This is a genomic window from Parviterribacter kavangonensis (genome assembly GCF_056863335.1).
In genome coordinates, this window is record NZ_JBXPJA010000001.1 from 119,183 (window position 1) to 135,306 (window position 16,124).

General features: G+C 74.0%; 13 protein-coding genes. 7 read left to right on the forward strand and 6 right to left on the reverse strand.

Features of this window, described 5'->3' with window-relative positions:
* The first annotated feature begins 5 nt into the window (after positions 1 to 5).
* From AC1UE4_RS00585 to secG, 3 genes are read left to right on the forward strand one after another with little or no spacing between them, the layout of a single operon-like run.
* On the forward strand, positions 6 to 2,165 hold the full coding sequence (locus tag AC1UE4_RS00585) for a heme lyase CcmF/NrfE family subunit (RefSeq protein ID WP_482915275.1): 2,160 nt from the start codon (positions 6 to 8) through the stop codon (positions 2,163 to 2,165).
* A gap of 24 nt (positions 2,166 to 2,189) precedes the next feature.
* Positions 2,190 to 2,459, forward strand: a complete 270-nt coding sequence (locus AC1UE4_RS00590) for a hypothetical protein (protein WP_482915276.1) — start codon at positions 2,190 to 2,192, stop codon at positions 2,457 to 2,459.
* A 6-nt stretch (positions 2,460 to 2,465) separates the two neighbouring features.
* Positions 2,466 to 2,693: a preprotein translocase subunit SecG gene (secG, locus tag AC1UE4_RS00595; protein WP_482915277.1), complete on the forward strand. Its 228-nt coding sequence runs from the start codon at positions 2,466 to 2,468 to the stop codon at positions 2,691 to 2,693.
* Positions 2,694 to 2,823: 130 nt separating this feature from the next.
* Here secG and AC1UE4_RS00600 read toward each other — a convergent pair whose 3' ends face one another.
* Genes AC1UE4_RS00600 through AC1UE4_RS00615 form a run of 4 tightly spaced genes read right to left on the reverse strand, consistent with a single transcriptional unit; the run spans position 2,824 to position 7,643 of the window.
* Entirely contained in the window at positions 2,824 to 3,774 is a 951-nt protein-coding gene (locus tag AC1UE4_RS00600) for a P1 family peptidase (RefSeq protein ID WP_482915278.1), read from the reverse strand.
* Positions 3,775 to 3,817: 43 nt separating this feature from the next.
* A complete protein-coding gene (locus AC1UE4_RS00605; RefSeq protein ID WP_482915279.1) occupies positions 3,818 to 5,230 on the reverse strand; it encodes a TldD/PmbA family protein in 1,413 nt (470 codons plus the stop codon).
* Positions 5,227 to 6,669, reverse strand: coding sequence for a TldD/PmbA family protein (locus AC1UE4_RS00610; RefSeq protein ID WP_482915280.1), 1,443 nt, complete (start codon positions 6,667 to 6,669; stop codon positions 5,227 to 5,229). The genes AC1UE4_RS00605 and AC1UE4_RS00610 overlap by 4 nt, the downstream gene beginning before the upstream one ends.
* Positions 6,666 to 7,643: an iron-containing alcohol dehydrogenase gene (locus AC1UE4_RS00615; protein WP_482915281.1), complete on the reverse strand. Its 978-nt coding sequence runs from the start codon at positions 7,641 to 7,643 to the stop codon at positions 6,666 to 6,668. The genes AC1UE4_RS00610 and AC1UE4_RS00615 overlap by 4 nt, the downstream gene beginning before the upstream one ends.
* A gap of 61 nt (positions 7,644 to 7,704) precedes the next feature.
* Here AC1UE4_RS00615 and AC1UE4_RS00620 point away from each other — a divergent pair, with 61 nt between their 5' ends.
* Positions 7,705 to 8,199 carry a winged helix-turn-helix transcriptional regulator gene (locus AC1UE4_RS00620; RefSeq protein WP_482915282.1) on the forward strand — a complete coding sequence of 165 codons (495 nt, stop codon included), beginning with the start codon at positions 7,705 to 7,707 and terminating at the stop codon, positions 8,197 to 8,199.
* A 7-nt stretch (positions 8,200 to 8,206) separates the two neighbouring features.
* Here AC1UE4_RS00620 and AC1UE4_RS00625 read toward each other — a convergent pair whose 3' ends face one another.
* Positions 8,207 to 11,212 carry a LamG domain-containing protein gene (locus tag AC1UE4_RS00625; RefSeq protein ID WP_482915283.1) on the reverse strand — a complete coding sequence of 1,002 codons (3,006 nt, stop codon included), beginning with the start codon at positions 11,210 to 11,212 and terminating at the stop codon, positions 8,207 to 8,209.
* Positions 11,213 to 11,345: 133 nt separating this feature from the next.
* Between AC1UE4_RS00625 and AC1UE4_RS00630 the strand changes: the two genes are divergently transcribed.
* Positions 11,346 to 12,509 (forward strand): hypothetical protein, encoded by a 1,164-nt coding sequence (locus AC1UE4_RS00630; RefSeq protein WP_482915284.1) that lies wholly within the window; start codon positions 11,346 to 11,348, stop codon positions 12,507 to 12,509.
* Here AC1UE4_RS00630 and AC1UE4_RS00635 read toward each other — a convergent pair.
* Positions 12,469 to 13,566, reverse strand: a complete 1,098-nt coding sequence (locus AC1UE4_RS00635; RefSeq protein ID WP_482915285.1) for a GNAT family N-acetyltransferase — start codon at positions 13,564 to 13,566, stop codon at positions 12,469 to 12,471. The genes AC1UE4_RS00630 and AC1UE4_RS00635 overlap by 41 nt on opposite strands.
* 118 nt (positions 13,567 to 13,684) lie before the next feature.
* Here AC1UE4_RS00635 and AC1UE4_RS00640 point away from each other — a divergent pair, with 118 nt between their 5' ends.
* The gene (locus AC1UE4_RS00640; RefSeq protein ID WP_482915286.1) at positions 13,685 to 15,151 is read left to right on the forward strand and encodes an exopolysaccharide biosynthesis polyprenyl glycosylphosphotransferase; all 1,467 of its coding nucleotides are present in this window, start codon (positions 13,685 to 13,687) and stop codon (positions 15,149 to 15,151) included.
* Entirely contained in the window at positions 15,152 to 16,087 is a 936-nt protein-coding gene (locus AC1UE4_RS00645) for a glycosyltransferase family 2 protein (RefSeq protein ID WP_482915287.1), read from the forward strand. It begins immediately after the preceding gene.
* Positions 16,088 to 16,124 lie beyond the last annotated feature (37 nt).

Here is a 16,124-nt window from a genome sequence, read left to right on the forward strand (position 1 = left end):
AGGCCATGGGCACGCTCGGCCGCGCGCTGATCCTGCTCTCGCTCGCCGTCGCCGCCTACGGGATCGGCGCGGCGCTCGTCGGAGCCCACAAGGGCCGGCGCGACCTCATCGAGTCCGCGCGCCGGTCGGTCTACGCGATCGCCGCGCTGCTGACCGCGGCCTTCGCGATCCTCGAGATCGCGTTCCTGCGGTCGGACTTCTCGTTCGAGGTGGTGGCGACGCACTCGTCGACGACGACGCCGCCGTTCTACCAGGCTGCGGCGGCGTGGTCCTCGCAGGAGGGCTCGCTGCTGCTGTGGGTCTGGCTGCTCTCGGTGTGGTCGAGCCTGGCGCTCTTCCTCACCCGCAAGCGCCTGCGCGACGTCGTGCCGTACGCGACCGCCGTGCTGCTCGGGTTCAGCGGGTTCTTCCTCGCGCTGGTGGCGTTCAAGGCGTCCCCCTTCACGCAGGTCGCCGCGGCGCCGCCGGAGGGCACGGGGCTCAACCCGCTCCTGCGCCACCCGAGCATGATGATCCACCCCCCGATGCTGTACTCGGGGTACACGCTCTTCACGATCCCGTTCGCCTTCGCGATCGGAGCGCTGTGGCGCCGGCGGGTCGACGCCGACTGGATCGTCGCCACGCGCCGCTTCGCGCTCGCGGCCTGGCTGTTCCTCGGGATCGGCATCCTGCTCGGCGCGCGCTGGTCGTACGCCGAGCTCGGCTGGGGCGGCTACTGGGCCTGGGATCCCGTCGAGAACGCATCGCTCATGCCGTGGCTGACGGGCACCGCGTTCCTGCACTCGGTGATGCTGCAGGAGAAGCGCGGGATGCTGAAGGTGTGGAACGCGTCGCTCATCCTCGCGACGGGGACGCTCTGCATCCTCGGCACGTTCCTCGTGCGCAGCGGGATCCTCGACTCGATCCACGCGTTCGGGGCGTCGACGCTGGGCGTGCCGTTCGTGACGCTGATCGGCCTGATGATCGCCGGGTCGATCGCTCTGGTGGTGACGCGGCGCGACACGCTGCGGTCCGAGCACCGGCTCGACTCCATGCTGTCCCGCGAGGCCGTCTTCCTCGGCAACAACCTCGTGCTCGTGGGCCTGTGCTTCGTGATCTTCTGGGGGACGTTCTTCCCCCTGATCGCCGAGGCGCTGACGGGCGAGCGCAAGTCGGTCGGCCCGCCGTGGTTCGACCGCTACACCGTGCCGCTCACGCTGGCGCTGGTGCTGCTGAGCGGCATCGGGCCCGTGATCGCGTGGCGCCGGGCGACGTGGCGCAGCGCGCGGCGCGCCTTCGCCCTGCCGTTCGCCGCGGCCGCGCTGACCGTGGTGGCCTGCCTCGTCGCGGGGCTGGGCGACCGGGCGCTGGCGGTCGCGATGTTCGGGGCGTCCGCGCTGGTGCTCGCGACGGTCGCGCAGGAGGTCTGGCGCGGGACGCGGGCGCGACGGGCGATGTCCGGCGAGGCGGTGCCGCTGGCGGCGGTGTCCCTCGTGCGGCGCAATCGCCGGCGCTACGGCGGCTACATCGTGCACGTCGGCATGGCGCTGCTGTTCGCGGGCGTCGCCGCGTCGTCCGCCTTCCAGGACGAGCGCGACGTGCGGCTCGGCAAGGGCGACTCCGCGACGATCGGCGACTACCGCGTGACGTACGTCAAGAACGTGGCGAAGCTGCAGGAGCGCGAGGGCCGCCTCGAGGCGATCCGCATCGGCGCGCAGCTGCGGGTCGTGCCGAAGAACGGCGAGCCGTTCACCGCGGTGACCGAGCGGCGGTACTTCCCGGCGCTGAACGCCCCGTTCCTGGGGCCGGTCGGGCGGTTCTTCGAGGGCGAGGCGACGAGCGAGATCGCGCTGAAGGCGGGCGCGTTCCGGGACTTCTGGGCGGCGTACCAGCCCGATCAGGAGGGCATCCGCAGGATCGTCGACGCGCTGGACGCGCGCGTGAAGAACGCGCCCGAGGACCAGCAGGTGCGCGCGGCGTTCGGGCTCGTCGCCTACCTCGAGCAGCAGCCCCCGCCGGGGACCTTCCGGCTCATCACCTCGCCGCTCGTCTCGTGGATCTGGCTGGGCGCGCTCGTGGTGTTCGGCGGCGGGATCCTCGCGCTGTGGCCGGCGCCCGACACCGCCCGGCGGCGCGCCACCGCGCGGGCCGCCGCACGCGTCGCGCAGGACCTCGGCCGCGCCTAGCGGCGCCTTGGTGACGTGGACGCCGTGGCGCCTCTGCTGGTGATCGTCGCGCTCGCGCTGGTCGTGTGGCTGGTCGGTGCGCCGCTGCTGCGCGGCAACCGGGAAGCCGACGATCCGGTGGACACCGAGCGCGACGCCCTCGAGGCCGAACGGGACGCGAAGTACCGCGAGATCCGCGAGCTCGAGCTCGACCACCGAACCGGCAAGCTGACCGACGAGGACTTCAAGGCGCTGGACCGTCAGCTGCGCCGCGAGGCGATCGAGATCCTCCGCAAGCTCGACGCCCTACACTGACCGGCCGTGGACACCATCCTCTCCGTCGTCCAGGTCGCCCTGTCGATCGTCGTCATCCTCCTCGTGCTCCTGCACTCGGGGAAGGACACCGGTCTCTCCGGCGCCTTCGGCGTGGGCACGGGCTCGGGTCCGTTCGGCGGCGGCTCGCTCGTCGAGCGCAACCTGAACCGCTGGACGATCTTCTTCGCGGTCCTCTGGGCCGTGAACTCGATCATCCTCATCAAGATCGACTGATCGATTCTCACTGGCCCTCGCCGCGCCTGACGGCACCGGCGGGATCGGTCCGTGCGGAGCACTGTCCCGCTCCGCCGGCGCCGTCAGCCACGACGATGGCTGCGCGAGCGATCGATCAGTGGCCTCGCTGTCAGAGCGAGGAGACGGCCGGGCAGCCCCAGAGGCTCGTCGCGGAGCGGACGCCGTCTCTGATCGCGGCGGCGACGACGTGCGGGATGACGGCCGCGAGGAGAAGCGGGTCCGCTTCGACGTCGCCGGCGCCGAGGACGAACGCGGCGTCGCCGTCGACCGAGGTGTGGGCGGGGTCGACCGCGCGGGCCGTGCCGGTGTTGGCGGCGCGGGCGAGGAGCCAGGCGTCGAGCCGCGTGAGGCGCGCGTCGGTCATGACGCACACGAGCGTCGTGGCCTCGCGGGCCGAGATGTCGGGATGCTCGCCGCGGCGCAGGAGGTCGGCGGTCGGCGTGAAGCCCTCGGCGGTCCGGACGCCCGCGAGGACGCTGCCGTCCTCGGCGAGCACGTCGCCGAACGCGTTGACGACCGCCAGGACGCTGATCCGGCAGCCGGCGACGTCCTCGGACGCGAACCCGACGCCGCCCTTCGTCCAGCCGTCGGGCCCGTGGAGCTTGCCGACCGCGCAGCCGGTCCCGGCGCCGACGGTGCCGCGCTCGACCGCGACGGTCGCCGCCGCGCACGCCGCCGCGCCCTCGACCGGCCCCGGCCGGACCGCCGCGTCCCCCAGCGGGAGGTCGAAGACCACCGCGGCCGGGACGAGCGGCACCACGTGGCCGAGCCGCGTCGCGTACCCGCGCCCGTTCGCCTCGAGCCACCGCACGACGCCGTCCGCCGCCGCCAGCCCGTAGGCGCTTCCGCCGGTCAGCAGCACCGCGTGGACGTCGCGCGCGCCCGACGAGGGGGAGAGGAGGTCCGTCTCGCGCGTCCCCGGCCCGCCGCCGCGCACCTCGCCGGACGCCACGGCGCCGCGCTCCGGCGCGAGGACCACGGTGCAGCCGGTCGCCGCGCGCAGGTTCGTGTGGTGGCCGACCTCGAACCCCGCCGGCAGAAGCGGGAGCGAGGCGCTCATCGCCGCGCCGCCTCCGAGAGGGAAGCGGCGCCGCGCCGCGCTCTCATCGCGCCCCTCCGGTGATCCGCAGGGACGCCGCGCGGACCGGCGGGCACACGATGCCGGTGGCGAACCGGCGGCCGTAGAACTCGCCTTCGCCGACGAGGCGCGGCCGGTCGCCGAGCGCCTCGATCCGCTCGAGGACGCCGAGCGCGGTGTCGGTGAACCTCACGTCGCGGAGCGGGCGGGTGATGCGGCCGTCCTCGATCAGGAACGTCCCGTCGCGGGTGACTCCGGTGAGAAGCGTCTCCTTCGGGTGCACCGTGTTCACGTACCAGAACCGCGTCACGTAGAGGCCGCGCTCGATCGGCGCGAGCAGCTCCTCGTCGGTGGCGTCGCCGCCGGCGAGGACGAGGTTCGTCGGCGCCGGCCCGAACGGCGATCCGCCCGGGAGCGTCGCGTGCCCGGTGGACGTCGCCCACCCGCCGGCCCGCGCCGCCGACCGCGTGTCGTGGACGACTCCCTGCGCGACGCCGGCCTCGATGAGGGAGAGCGGCGCCTTCGGGACGCCCTCCGCGTCGAACGCGCGGGGGAGGGTGGAGGCAGCGCCTCCCGCGACGTCGCCGAAGACGCCTTCGCCGGCGCGGGGGAGCGTGCCCGCCCACGTCGGGTCGTCGGTGAGGGTGATCGTGGGTGGCGCGATCGTCGTGCCGATCCGGCCGTCGAGGGCTCCGCGGCCCTCGGCGTGGGAGAGGCCGTTGAAGGCGAGGCCTCCGAGGAACGCGAGGACGAGGCCGATCGCGTCCTCGGCTAGGACGACGGGCCAGTCGCCGGACGGGAGCTCGGCCTGCTCGCCGCGGGGGATGCGGGCGGCGGCGCGGCGGGCGACGGCGTCGGCGTCGAGGCCGGCGACGGACGGGGCCATCGCGGCCGCGTAGCCGCTGCGGCCGTCGGCGTCGCGGCAGATGACCTTGAGGAACGCGTCGGTGACGGCATCCTCGGCGTGGATCCCGTTCGAGGAGGCGATCGCCGTGCGGACCTCGCCGGTGCTCCAGAGGCCGAACGCCTCCGTCTCGTGCTCGCCGGCGACCGCGAAGGCGCTGGCGAGCGCGGCGCCCGCGTTCGCCGGATCGAGCGCGGCCGTCTCCGCGTCGTGGCCGGCGTGCGCGGAGACCGGCTGCGGCGACGGGAGACCGGGGTAGTCGCCCGGTCCGCCCGCGGCCGCCGACGCCGCGGCCGCCTCGGCGCGCCGGACGACCTCGCGGAGGTCGTCGCCGGCCGTCGCGTTCGTCGTCGCGGTTCCGACGTGGCCGTCGCGCAGCGCCGCGACGTGCACCGTGAGGTCGTCGACCTCCGTCGCCTGCGTCGGCGACGAGCGCGCGAACCGCGTATGGAGAGAGCGCTCGTGCGTGACGGTGACCTGCGTGTCGCCGGTTGCGAAGGACAGCGCGTGGGCGGCGAGGTCGAGCGGCGTCACAGGCCGACCCGGACGTCGCGGAAGCGGGCGGGGGCGGCTCCGTGGGAGACGGCCATCATCTGGCCGGGCTCACCCTTGCCGCAGTTCGTGACGCCGTGGAGGATCCACTCGTCGGCGGAGCAGACCGCGTCCAGCGACGACCAGAACTGCGGCGTGACGCCCGAGTAGACGGGGTTCCGGAACAGCCGGCCGAGCTCGCCGTCGCGGATCTCGCGGGCGGTCTCGGTGGCGAACTGGAAGTGCAGGCGGCGGTCATCGATGGACCAGGAGCGGTTGGTCTCGAGGTACAGGCCGTCGCCCGTGTCCGCGAGGAGGTCGTCGAGCGAACCGGCGGAGCCCGGCTCGATCGACACGTTCGTCATCCGCACGATCGGCTGGCGGTCGAAGCCCTCGGCCCGCGCGCAGCCGGCCGACGCGCCGAGACCGATCGAGGCGGCGGACTCCCGGTCGCTCAGCGCCGCCCGCAGCGACCCGCGGTCGATGAGCACCGTGCGGTGCGCGGCCGTGCCCTCGTCGTCCCAGCCGAACGACCCCAGCCCGCCCGCAAGCGTCGCGTCCGCCGTGATCGTCAGCGCGTCGGACCCGTACCGCAGCGACCCGACGTCGCCGGGCTGCACCCAGCTCGTCCCCGCGTACGCCGCCTCGCCCAGGAGGATCCGGTCGAGCTCCAGCGCATGGCCGATCGACTCGTGGATCTGGAGGGCGAGCTGCTCGGACCCGATCACGACGGTGAAGAGGCCGCTCGGGCACACCGGCGCGGTGAGCAGCTCGATCGCCTCCGCGGCGACGCGCGGCGCCTCGCCGACGAGGTCGAGCCCGAGGACGTGCTCCCAGCCGGCCTGCGCGACGTGGCCGCCGTGCGCGCTCGGGAAGGAGCGCACCTGCAGCTCGTCCCCGGCGACCGCCGAGACCGTAATGCCCGCGCCGCACTCCGTGTGCTCCTGCGTGCACGCCGCGCCCTCGGTCGACGCGAACGCGCGCCGCACGACGCTCGCCCGCGCGACCGCCTCCGTCCGCACCAGACGCGGATCGCCGCGCAGAGCGGCTTCGGCCGCGGTCAGCAGCGCGAGCTTGTCCTCGAGCGGAACCGAGAACGGCGGCACCGCGCACGGCCCGGCCCAGTGTCCGCGGGCCGGCGTCTCGGACGTCCGCGGCCGGTCGCCGGCGGCGGGCAGCGCCTCCGCGATCGCCAGCGCCCGCGCCAAGGCGCGCTCGGCACCCGCACGGGACGTGTCGCGCGTCGCCGCGAAGCCCCAGGCGCCGCCGACGCGCACGCGCACGCCGATCCCGGCCGAGGCGTCGTGCTCGACGTCCTCCACGAGCCCGTTGCGCACGCCGAGCTGCTCGTCCTCACGCGAGACGTGCCGCGCCTCCGCGTACGAGCACCGTCCCGTCGCGAGGGACATGAGCTCGACGAGCCCGTCGAGCTCGGCGGTCACAGGGCCCGCTCGTAGAGGGCCAGCAGCTCGTCGCGCGACGCGACCGGCGGCGTGAACGCGAGCTCGTCGCGCCGCGACGCCGCGTCCGCGCAGCGCTCCAGCGTCTCGCGCGTGACGCCGAGCGCCGCGAGCGACGACGCGCCCGCCCGCGCCGCGAGATCGGTCGCGAGCGCCACCACGTCGCCGACTCCGCCGTCGCCGCGCCGCTCCCGCAGCCAGGCCGCGGTGTGCGGGAGCATCGCCGCGTTCGCCTGCCCGTGCCCGACGCCGCCGACGCGCACGAGCGTCTGGCTGAGCACGTGATGCAGCCCGTACCACGTCGCGTCGATCGTCCAGCCCGAGAGGAACGCCGCCAGCGCGAGGTCGTCGCGCGCGCTCTCGCCCGGCTCGTCGCCCGCCCCGTCGTACGCCCGCGCCGTCAGGGAAGCCGCCTCCGCCGCCGCCAGCCGCGGCACGACGCTCGCGTGGATCGTCACCGCGCCCTCGACCGCGTGCGCCAGCGAGTTCGCCGCGCTCGCCGCCAGCTCGGCCGGCGGCTGCGACGCGCACAGCGCCGGATCGTTGATGACCACGGCCGGCCGCACCCGCGGCGCGTCGACGCCCTTCGGCAGCCGGTGCACCTTCGTCATCTCGGCCGCCGACAGCGTGGTGGGGATCGCGCCCGCGCGTGTCCCGTCCGCCCGCGCCGCCGCGATCGCCTTCGCGGTGTCGACGACACGGCCGCCGCCCAGCGCGACGATGAGCGGCGCCGCCGGCACCGCCTCCAGCAGCTCCGCCGCCAGCTCGTCGACTAGCCCGGGGCCGACGTCGTGGACGCTGGCGGCTTGCGAGACGACGTCCGGCGCATCGCCCCGCGCCCGCGGCGTGGTCAGCAGCACGTAGTCGTCGCCGAGCAGCTCGGCGGCATCGGCGACGGCGCCGCGGCCGAAGCGCAGCGTGCGCTCGCCGTCCTGCCAGGTGAAGTCCTCGGACAAGGCCCGGACGCTACCGGCCCGGCGAGTCCCATCACGAAACGGTCGAGCTACCATCGCGCTCGTGCTCCACAACACGTACGAGGGCCAGACGTGCTCGGTGGCGCGGGCGCTCGAGGTGGTGGGGGAGCGGTGGACGCTGCTCATCCTCCGCGACGCCTTCCTGGGCGTCCGCCGCTTCGACGACTTCCAGCGCAGCCTCGGCATCGCGCGGAACGTGCTCCAGTCGCGGCTGCAGCGCCTGGTGGAGAACGGCCTGCTCGAGCGCACGCGCTACCGCGAGAAGCCCGAGCGCTACGAGTACCGGCTGACCGACGTCGGCCGGGACCTGTGGCCGGCCGTCGTCGCGCTCCTGCAGTGGGGCGACCGCCACTTCGCCGGCGAGAGCGGCCCGCCGCTCGTCCTCGAGCACCGCGACTGCGGCGGCCGCGTCGACGAGCACCGCACCTGCACCAGCTGCGGCGCGCGCCTGGAGGCGAGCGACGTCCGCCCGGTCCCCGGACCGGGCGCCGACGACCGCGTGCGCGCGCTGCTCGAGCGCGCGCCCGCGGCCGTCTGACCCCGAGCTACTTGCCGGCCGTCCAGTGCGCGGCGACGCGCGTGGCCGACAGCGTGTTGCCGTAGACGGCGACCTCGTCGACGGTGCCCCGGAAGAACTCCGAGCCGCCGTCCCAGCTGCCCAGCTCGAGCGGCGTGCTCGTCACCGACGCCGGGCCGGTCTGCGCCTTGCTCGCGACCTGGACGCCGTTGACGTAGAGCCGCATCGTCGCGCCGTCGTACGTGCCGACCACGTGGTACCGCGTGCCCGTCGCGATCGTCCCCGAGGGAGCCCGCAGGCGCTGGCGCACGCCGCTCTGGATCACCGTGAACTCGAGCAGGCCGCCGGCGAACTGGATCGAGTACGCCTCGGACTTCGTGACGACCGACTGCCACGAGGGCGACAGCGTCTCGGGCTTGATCCACGCCTCCACGCTGAACGCCGACGTGAAGTCGAGGCTGCTCGAGTCGGCCACGCGGACGTGGTCGTTGGTGCCGTCGAGCCGCGCGGCGGTGTTCGAGGACGTGATGAGCGGGGCCGCCCCGAGCGTCACGCCGTTGTAGTACGTGCCCCTGTTCAGCGCGCGCGAGTCGGCCGCGGTCGTGGCGCCGCTCGCCTCTCCGAGCCGCCAGTAGCTGACGGGCGCGTCGGTGGTCACCTCGCCCGCGTAGTCGCCGCCCGGCGTCGGCGTGGAAGCCGCCTGCGTCGTTGCGCTGGCGACGTTCGACCAGGCCGACGACGTCGTCGAGCTCATCGCCCGGACGCGGAACCAGTAGGTCGTCGACGCGGTCAGCCCGGACACGGCGAGCGACGTCGCGTTGGTGGCGGCGCTCTGCGTCACCGGGTTCGTGAACGCGCTGTCGGTGCTGCGCTGGATCTCGAAGCCCGACTCGTTCGCCGCGTTGTCGGTCCACTGCAGCGCGATGGCCGAGCTGGACGACGCGGTCGCGGTGAGCGCCGACGGAGCGGCGACGCCCGCGGTGCTCGTCGTCGCGCTGGCGACGTTCGACCACGCGGAGCTGTCGGTGTTCGTCGTCGCCTTGACCCGGTACCAGTACGTCGTCCCGCCGGGCCGCCCGGTGTCGCTGTACGACGTGATGTTCGGGCCGACGGTGATCGCGGTCGGGCTCGAGAACGAGCTGTCCGCGCTGCGCTCGATCGTGAACCCGGCCTCGTTGTTCGACGCGTCCGTCCAGCGCAGGTCGATCTGCGAGGACGACGCCGCGGTCGCCGTCAGGCCGGTCGGGGTGGCGACGCCGACGGCGGTCGCGATGCCGGCGTCGTAGTGCTGCTTGGCCTGCAGACCGGTCAGGAGGCTGTCGTAGACGGCCACCTCGTCGACCGTGCCGCGGAAGCGCTCGATCTGGTCGTCCCACGACCCGATGTACAGGCCGTAGCCGCGCGACGCGGGGCCGGCGAGCGTCGAGGTCGCGACCTGCACGCCGTTGATGTAGAGGCGCTGCCCGGCCGTCCCGTCGTACGTGCCGACCACGTGGTAGACGCCGCCCGTCGCGATCGCGCCGGCGGGCGCCTGCAGCCGGCGGCGCGTGCCGCTCTGGATGACCGTGAACTCGAGGCGAGGCCCGTTGAACTGCAGCGAGTAGCCCTCCGGCCGCGTGACGATCGAGGCGAACTGCCCCGTCGCCGGCAGCGCGTCCGGCTTGATCCACGCCTCGAGGCTGATCGCGCCGCCGAGCACCCAGCGGGTGCTGTCGGTCACGCGCACGTAGTTCGAGCCGCCGAAGCGCACCGACGCGTTCGTGTCGGAGTTCAGGAGGCTCGCGGCGCCAAGGCCGGGAGCGTTGATGTACGTGCCGTTGGTGAGGCTCGTCTCCTCGAACGCCGTCGCGCCGCTCGTCTCGCCGAGCCGCCAGTAGCCGACCGGGTGCGCCTCGAGCACCGCGGTGCGGTACGCCGAGTTGCTGCCGTCCGGGGGCGGCGTCGTGCCGGTCGTGAAGTCGATCGTGTCCGTCTCGGACGCCGACCACTTGCCCGACGCGTCGTGGAACTGCGCGTAGACCGTGTGCTGGCCGGAGGTCGTGGTGCCGCCGTAGCGCGTGTCCGAGAGGTCCCAGGCGATGCTCATCGGGCTCGAGCCCGACCCGCCGTACGTGTACTGCTTCCACGACACACCGTCGTTGGAGATGCGGACCGAGTCGACGCCGCTCACGTCGTCGCGGCCGAGCACCTTCACCGTCACGTTCGTCGAGGTCGTCGCCTTGGCGACGTCGTTGATCGTGACCGTGCCGCTCGGGCGGTCGGAGTCGACGAGCACCCCGCCGGAGACGCGGAAGGTCGTCGTCGCCTCGTTGGCCGACTGGCTCTCGCGGGTCGAGTCCGACTTGCCGGTGCTCTCGTAGAGCTTGTTGTCCGGGTCGGCGACCGAGCGCAGCACGTACGTGCCGTCGGCGAGCTTGCGCGTGCCGAGGTCGATCCACTGCTCGAACCGGTAGAAGTCGTAGGTGTCGCCCCAGCCGATCGACAGGCCCGAGTCGATCCTGCCGGTCTTGGTCGGGTCGCAGCCCGAGTCGGTGAACCGGCGCGGGTAGGGCGTCGACGGCAGCGTGCGGATGAACTCCTCGTCCAGGACGCAGCTGGTCGTCTTCGTGCCGACGAGGTCCGGCTTCGTGGTCGACGGCCGCCCAGCCGCCAGCCAGTTGTCGTACGCCGTCTTCGTCCAGAGCTCGTACTCGCCCCATCCGTCGTAGTGGAAGTGCTGATGCTCGGGGTGGATCGTGTAGTTGCCGACGGTGTAGGTGCTCTTGCTCCCGTCATCGGACACCACGGTCTGGATCGCCGGCGCCGACGTCGTGCCGGGCGGCACGTTGCCGCCGATCATGAGCGGCCCCTGCCCGACGTTCCACGTCGTGTTCGAGAAGCGCAGCACGTTGTGGAACGTGCCGCTGCCGGTCACGTCGGTGTTGTCGAACTTGAGGTCGCGCGGGGGCAGCGTCTGCAAGTCGGGGTACAGCGCGGTGGCGGCGGCGGCGCTCTGGGCGAGCAGCAGCGTGAGCGCAGCCACGAGCAGGGTCAAGCGAAGGCGAGGCAAGGGCAGGGTCCTGGGTCTCCGGGTGGGCGGACCTGGATTCTCCCCGTCAACAGCCGTTTCTCAACTGCGATTCGTCCGAAGTGGACGAATGTTCCTTCGAGGGTAGGGTCCAGCCGCCGTGCGCCAGGCCGGGTTCCGGATCATCTTGCTCGAGCCGAACAACGGTGGCCTCGCGGTCGCGCGCTCGCTCGTGCGCGCCGGGCACCGGCCGGGCCTGGTGCTCCCGCCCGGCATGGCTTGGATGCGCCGCAGCCGGGGGACGGACAGCCGGGTGGTGCCCGAGGGCGGCTACGCGGCGGCGATCGAGGAGCTGGCGGGCGGCGGTCCGGCGCTCCTGCTGGCCGGCGCCGACCGGGCGTCGGAGTGGATCGCGTCCCATCGCGACGACCTCCCCGAGCGGATCCGGACGTTCGAACGCGCCGGATCCGGCCACACGGAGCTGCTCGCCAAGGCGACGAGCCACGCCATCGCGCGCGCGGCCGGGGTGCGGGTGCCGTGGGAGCGGACGGTCACCGGCCTGGAGGAGCTCGAAGCCGCCACCGCGGACGCCCCGTTCCCGTGCGTCGTCAAGCCGGAGCTGTCGCACGTCTTCCGCGCCCGCTTCGGCGAGGAGCGCGTCTTCGTGGTCGACGACGCGGCGCAGGCCCGCGCCGCGGCGGCCCCCGCGCTCGTGGCCGGGATGGCGATGATGCTGTCCGAGTACGTGCCCGGCGGCGACGACGCCGTCGAGGAGGCCATCGTCGTGCGGGCCGCCGACGGCAGCTACCCGGTCCGGTTCGGCTGCCGCAAGCTGCGCCAGTACCCGCGCGGGTTCGGCGCCGCGTCGATCTGCGTCGCCGATCCGATCCCGGCGTCGATGGCGCTGGCCGAGGCCGTGCTCGACGAGGCGGGCTTCGTCGGCGTCGCCGGCGTCGAGACCAAGCGCCACGCCGTCACGGGCGAGACGTTCTTCATCGAGGCGAACGTCCGGCTGCCGACGCAGTTCGGGCTCGGCGACGCCAGCGGCGTGGACGCGTCGCGCCGGCTGGTGGCCGTGCTGGCCGGGGAGTCGCTCGGCCCCGCGCCCGCCCAGCGGATGGGGGTGAAGCTCGTCTTCCCGGAGCTCGAGGCCCGCGCCGCGCTCACCGTGCTGCGCGACGGCGGCGGCCCGCGGGCGGCCGGCGCGCTGCTGCGCTCCTACCGCGGCGTGCGCGAGCTCGGCCTGCTCGACCCGCGCGACCCCGGCCCGCTGGTCGCCCGCGTCACCGGCGCGCTGCGTCGACGCGGTCGCGCAGGCGCTTGACCGCCGGGCGGCCGTAGCGGCGCCACACCCCCGCGGGCAGCGCGACCGCCCCGCGGTACGCGCGCAGCGTCACCCGCGGGCGGACGGTCGAGGTCCAGCGCAGCTTGTAGGCGTCGTCGGGGCCGAGGAAGTCGTAGCCGGCCACGCCTTCCTCGATCGACGCGCGCAGGACGTCGGCGCGCAGGACGAGGCCGGGGGAGAGGCGGCTCCAGCTCTCGTCGAAGCCGGTCTTGACGAGGAACGCCTGGTCGCCGACGACGATGCCGAGGTCGGCGGCGAGCACGGCGCCGTCGAGCTCGAGCAGGTGCAGGCGCAGCCAGCCGCGCTCGGCGGCGGCGCGCGCGAACGTGCGGTAGAGCGTCTCCGCGCCGGGCTCGCGGAGGACCGCGGTGCCCGCGTCGGCCTTCCATCCGGACGCCTCGACGGCCAGGAACGCGTCGAGGTCGGCCTCCAGCCGCTCGCCGTTCGTCGTGGTGCGGAAGACGAGCTCGCCCTCCTTCTCGAGCGCGCGGCGCCGGCGTCCGACCTGCGAGCGCAGGTTCCGGCTGAGCCCCGCCGTCAGCTCGTCGTACGAGCGCGGCAGCGCCAGCCACGGGCTGCGGGCGCCCGGCTCGGCGAGCACGCGCAGGCCGGCGTCCTCCAGCTCGCGACGCGCCGCCAGCAGGCCGTGGCCGCCCGGGCGCAGCGGCCCCAGAACCAGCGACCGCGCCTCGCTTCCCGCCAGCCCTGCCCACAGCGCCGTGTGGGCGTCGTCGTCGGCCGCGACGGCATCCCAGTCGCCGCTGTGGTCGTTGGCCGCGGCGGCAAGGCCGCCGGTGCGGGTCCGGCGCAGCAGGGCGCCCGCGCGTAGCGCGCCATCTTCGCCGCGGATGGTCGCAAGGACCGGCTCGCCGTCCCCGAAGGCGGTCCACCACGCTTTCAGCCAGGCGTGTGTCAGGAAAGGAGAGGGTTGACGCGCCGCGAAGTCGTCCCACGACTCGGCCACCGCGTCGAACGCCGACATGCCGTGTTCCAGACCGAAGCGACCGCCGTTCGCGTTTGGGGCGCTGCGGGCCATGGAGACACGAGGCTAGTGAGCGCTCCGGGGGTAAAGTGGCCGCGGCGCCGCCCGATAAGCGGATAGAGACCCTTTGCCGCCTTTCGCACCACCTGCCACGGATCCGGCACTCGAGATCATGGACGATCAGCTTCGCGCCCCCGTCGAGGAAGCGCCGCCCGCGCGTGGGCAGGGGTCGTCCTCGTCCTGGATCACCGCAGCGGCCCGCCTGGCCGGGCCGGTGGCCGGTGCGATCCTCGCGCTGATCCTCGCGCGCCAGAGCGGCACGCCGCTCGAGACGACGGGCCTCACGTTCGCGGCGCTGCTCGCCGGCGGGCTCATCGTGGGCCGCGAGCCGAAGTGGGCGAACCTGCTGCCGTTCATGGGCGCCCTGGCGCGCGCCGCCGGCCCGCTGCTCGGCGCCGTCTTCCTGCTCGTCCTGCAGGCGCTCGACTGGCTGCCCGGCCTGACGTCGGGCGACGTCTGGCTCGTGCTCACCGTCTCCGTCGGGCTCGCGCTCGTCGCCGGGCCGATCGCCCGGTCCGCGTCCGCGCGGCGCCGCACGATCCGGGTCGCCGTCATCGGCTCGACCCGCTCGACCGACTCGCTCGGCCGCGAGCTGCGCCTGTCCGAGATCGGCGACTACAGCGTCGTCGGGCGCGTCACGTTCCCCGAGGACCCGTCGGACGAGGAGCGCGGCGAGGTGCCGCTGCTCGGCGAGCTGAGCGACCTCGGTGAGATCGCCGAGCGTCACGAGATCGACCTGCTGCTCATGACCGGCGAGGCGCCGCGCATGGCGGTCTTCGAGGAGGTCGCCCGCTCCTGCCTGCACCTGCCGGTGCGCCTGCGCGAGCTGTCCGGCTTCTACGAGGAGGTCTTCGGCCACGTCGCGGTGGCGGAGATCAACGCCGCGTGGTTCCAGTGGATCGTGCACCCGAAGTACCGCGCGAAGGCGCTGCCGGGCGAGCGCGCGCTCGACCTCGTCGTCGCCGGGATCACCGGCCTGCTGGCGCTGCCGCTGCTCGGCGTGCTCGCGCTGGTCATCCGCCGCGACGGCGGCCCCGTGTTCTTCAAGCAGGTCCGGATCGGCGAGGGCGGCAGGCCGTTCACGATCTACAAGCTCCGCACGATGCGCGAGGGCGCCGGTGGCGAGTGGGCCGTCGCCTCGGACGACCGCGTCACCACGATCGGCCGCCTGCTGCGCAAGACGCACCTCGACGAGCTGCCGCAGGTGCTGAACGTCCTGCGCGGCGAGATGAGCGTCGTCGGCCCGCGGCCCGAGCAGCCCGCGTTCGTCGACCGCCTCGAGCACGTCGTCCCGTACTACAAGCGGCGCCATCTGATGAAGCCCGGCCTGACCGGGTGGGCCCAGGTCCGCTGCGGCTACGCCGGGTCGGACATCGGGTCGGCGTGGAAGGTCTGCCACGACCTCTACTACCTCAAGCACCGCTCGCTCGGGCTCAACCTCGTGATCCTCTGCGAGACCCTGCGCACCCTCGTCGCCGACGCGCAGTACACGGCCGAGCCGGCGAGCGTCGACTTCATCCTGGCGCCGACCCGCACGGCGCTGGATCCCGCGCCCGCGTCGGCGCCCGCCACCTCGTAGATGAGCTCCGCGGCGCCGACGTTCACCGTCTTCACGGCGACGTACCAGCGCGCCCACACGCTGCACCGGGTGTGGGAGAGCCTGCGCGCGCAGACCCTGCGCGACTTCGAGTGGCTCGTCGTCGACGGCGACTCGACCGACGGCACGCCGGAGCTCGTCGCCGGCTGGGCGGATGAGAGCGACGTCCCCGTCCGCTACCTGCGCCAGAACAACGAGGGCAAGCACGGCGCGTGGAACATCGGCGTGCGCGACGCGCGCGGGCGGTTCTTCCTGTCGCTGGACTCCGACGACGGCTGCGTGCCCGAGGCGCTCGAGCGCTTCCTAGCGCTCTGGGAGGGCATCCCCGAAGGCGACCGCGACCGCTTCGCCGGCGTCACGGTGCTCTGCCGCGACCTCGACGGCCGGCTCGTGGGCGACCCCTTCCCGCGCAGCCCGCTGGACGCGACCTCGCTGGAGCTGCGCTACCGGCATCGCAGCACGGGCGACAAGTGGGGCTTCATCCGCACCGACGTCCTGCGCGACCACCCGTTCCCGGAGACGCCGGGCGTGCGCTTCGTGACCGAGAGCGTCGTGTGGGACCGGATCTCGCGCCGCTACGTCACGCGGTTCGTCAACGAGGCGCTGAAGGTCTACGACGAGTCCGAGGACGCCGGGCGGCTGACGATGCAGATCCGCGATCCCGGCGCGCACGCGGCGATGTTCGCGGACGCCTACGGCGAGCAGCTCAACGACCACCTGCGCTTCGTCCGGTGGGCGCCGCTCGACTACCTGCGGCTGTCCGCGCTCTACACGCGCAACTGCCTGCACGACGGGCGCGGCCCGCGCAGGCAGGTCGCGGCGCTGCGGCCGGCGGCCCGGCCGCTGTGGCTCGCCGGGGCGCCGCTCGGCGCGGCCGTCTACGCGCGCGACCGGCTGCGGCTGCGGCGCGCGACGTAGAACGACGAAGGGCCCGGCGAACCGGGCCCTTCGCTCA

Bases quoted from the DNA above. Each gene is read 5' to 3' on its own strand.
- AC1UE4_RS00640 (WP_482915286.1), top strand. From the start codon at position 13,685: ATGGACGATCAGCTTCGCGCCCCCGTCGAGGAAGCGCCGCCCGCGCGT.
- AC1UE4_RS00585 (WP_482915275.1), top strand. From the start codon at position 6: ATGGGCACGCTCGGCCGCGCGCTGATCCTGCTCTCGCTCGCCGTCGCC.
- AC1UE4_RS00645 (WP_482915287.1), top strand. From the start codon at position 15,152: ATGAGCTCCGCGGCGCCGACGTTCACCGTCTTCACGGCGACGTACCAG.
- AC1UE4_RS00635 (WP_482915285.1), bottom strand. From the start codon at position 13,566: ATGGCCCGCAGCGCCCCAAACGCGAACGGCGGTCGCTTCGGTCTGGAA.
- AC1UE4_RS00600 (WP_482915278.1), bottom strand. From the start codon at position 3,774: ATGAGCGCCTCGCTCCCGCTTCTGCCGGCGGGGTTCGAGGTCGGCCAC.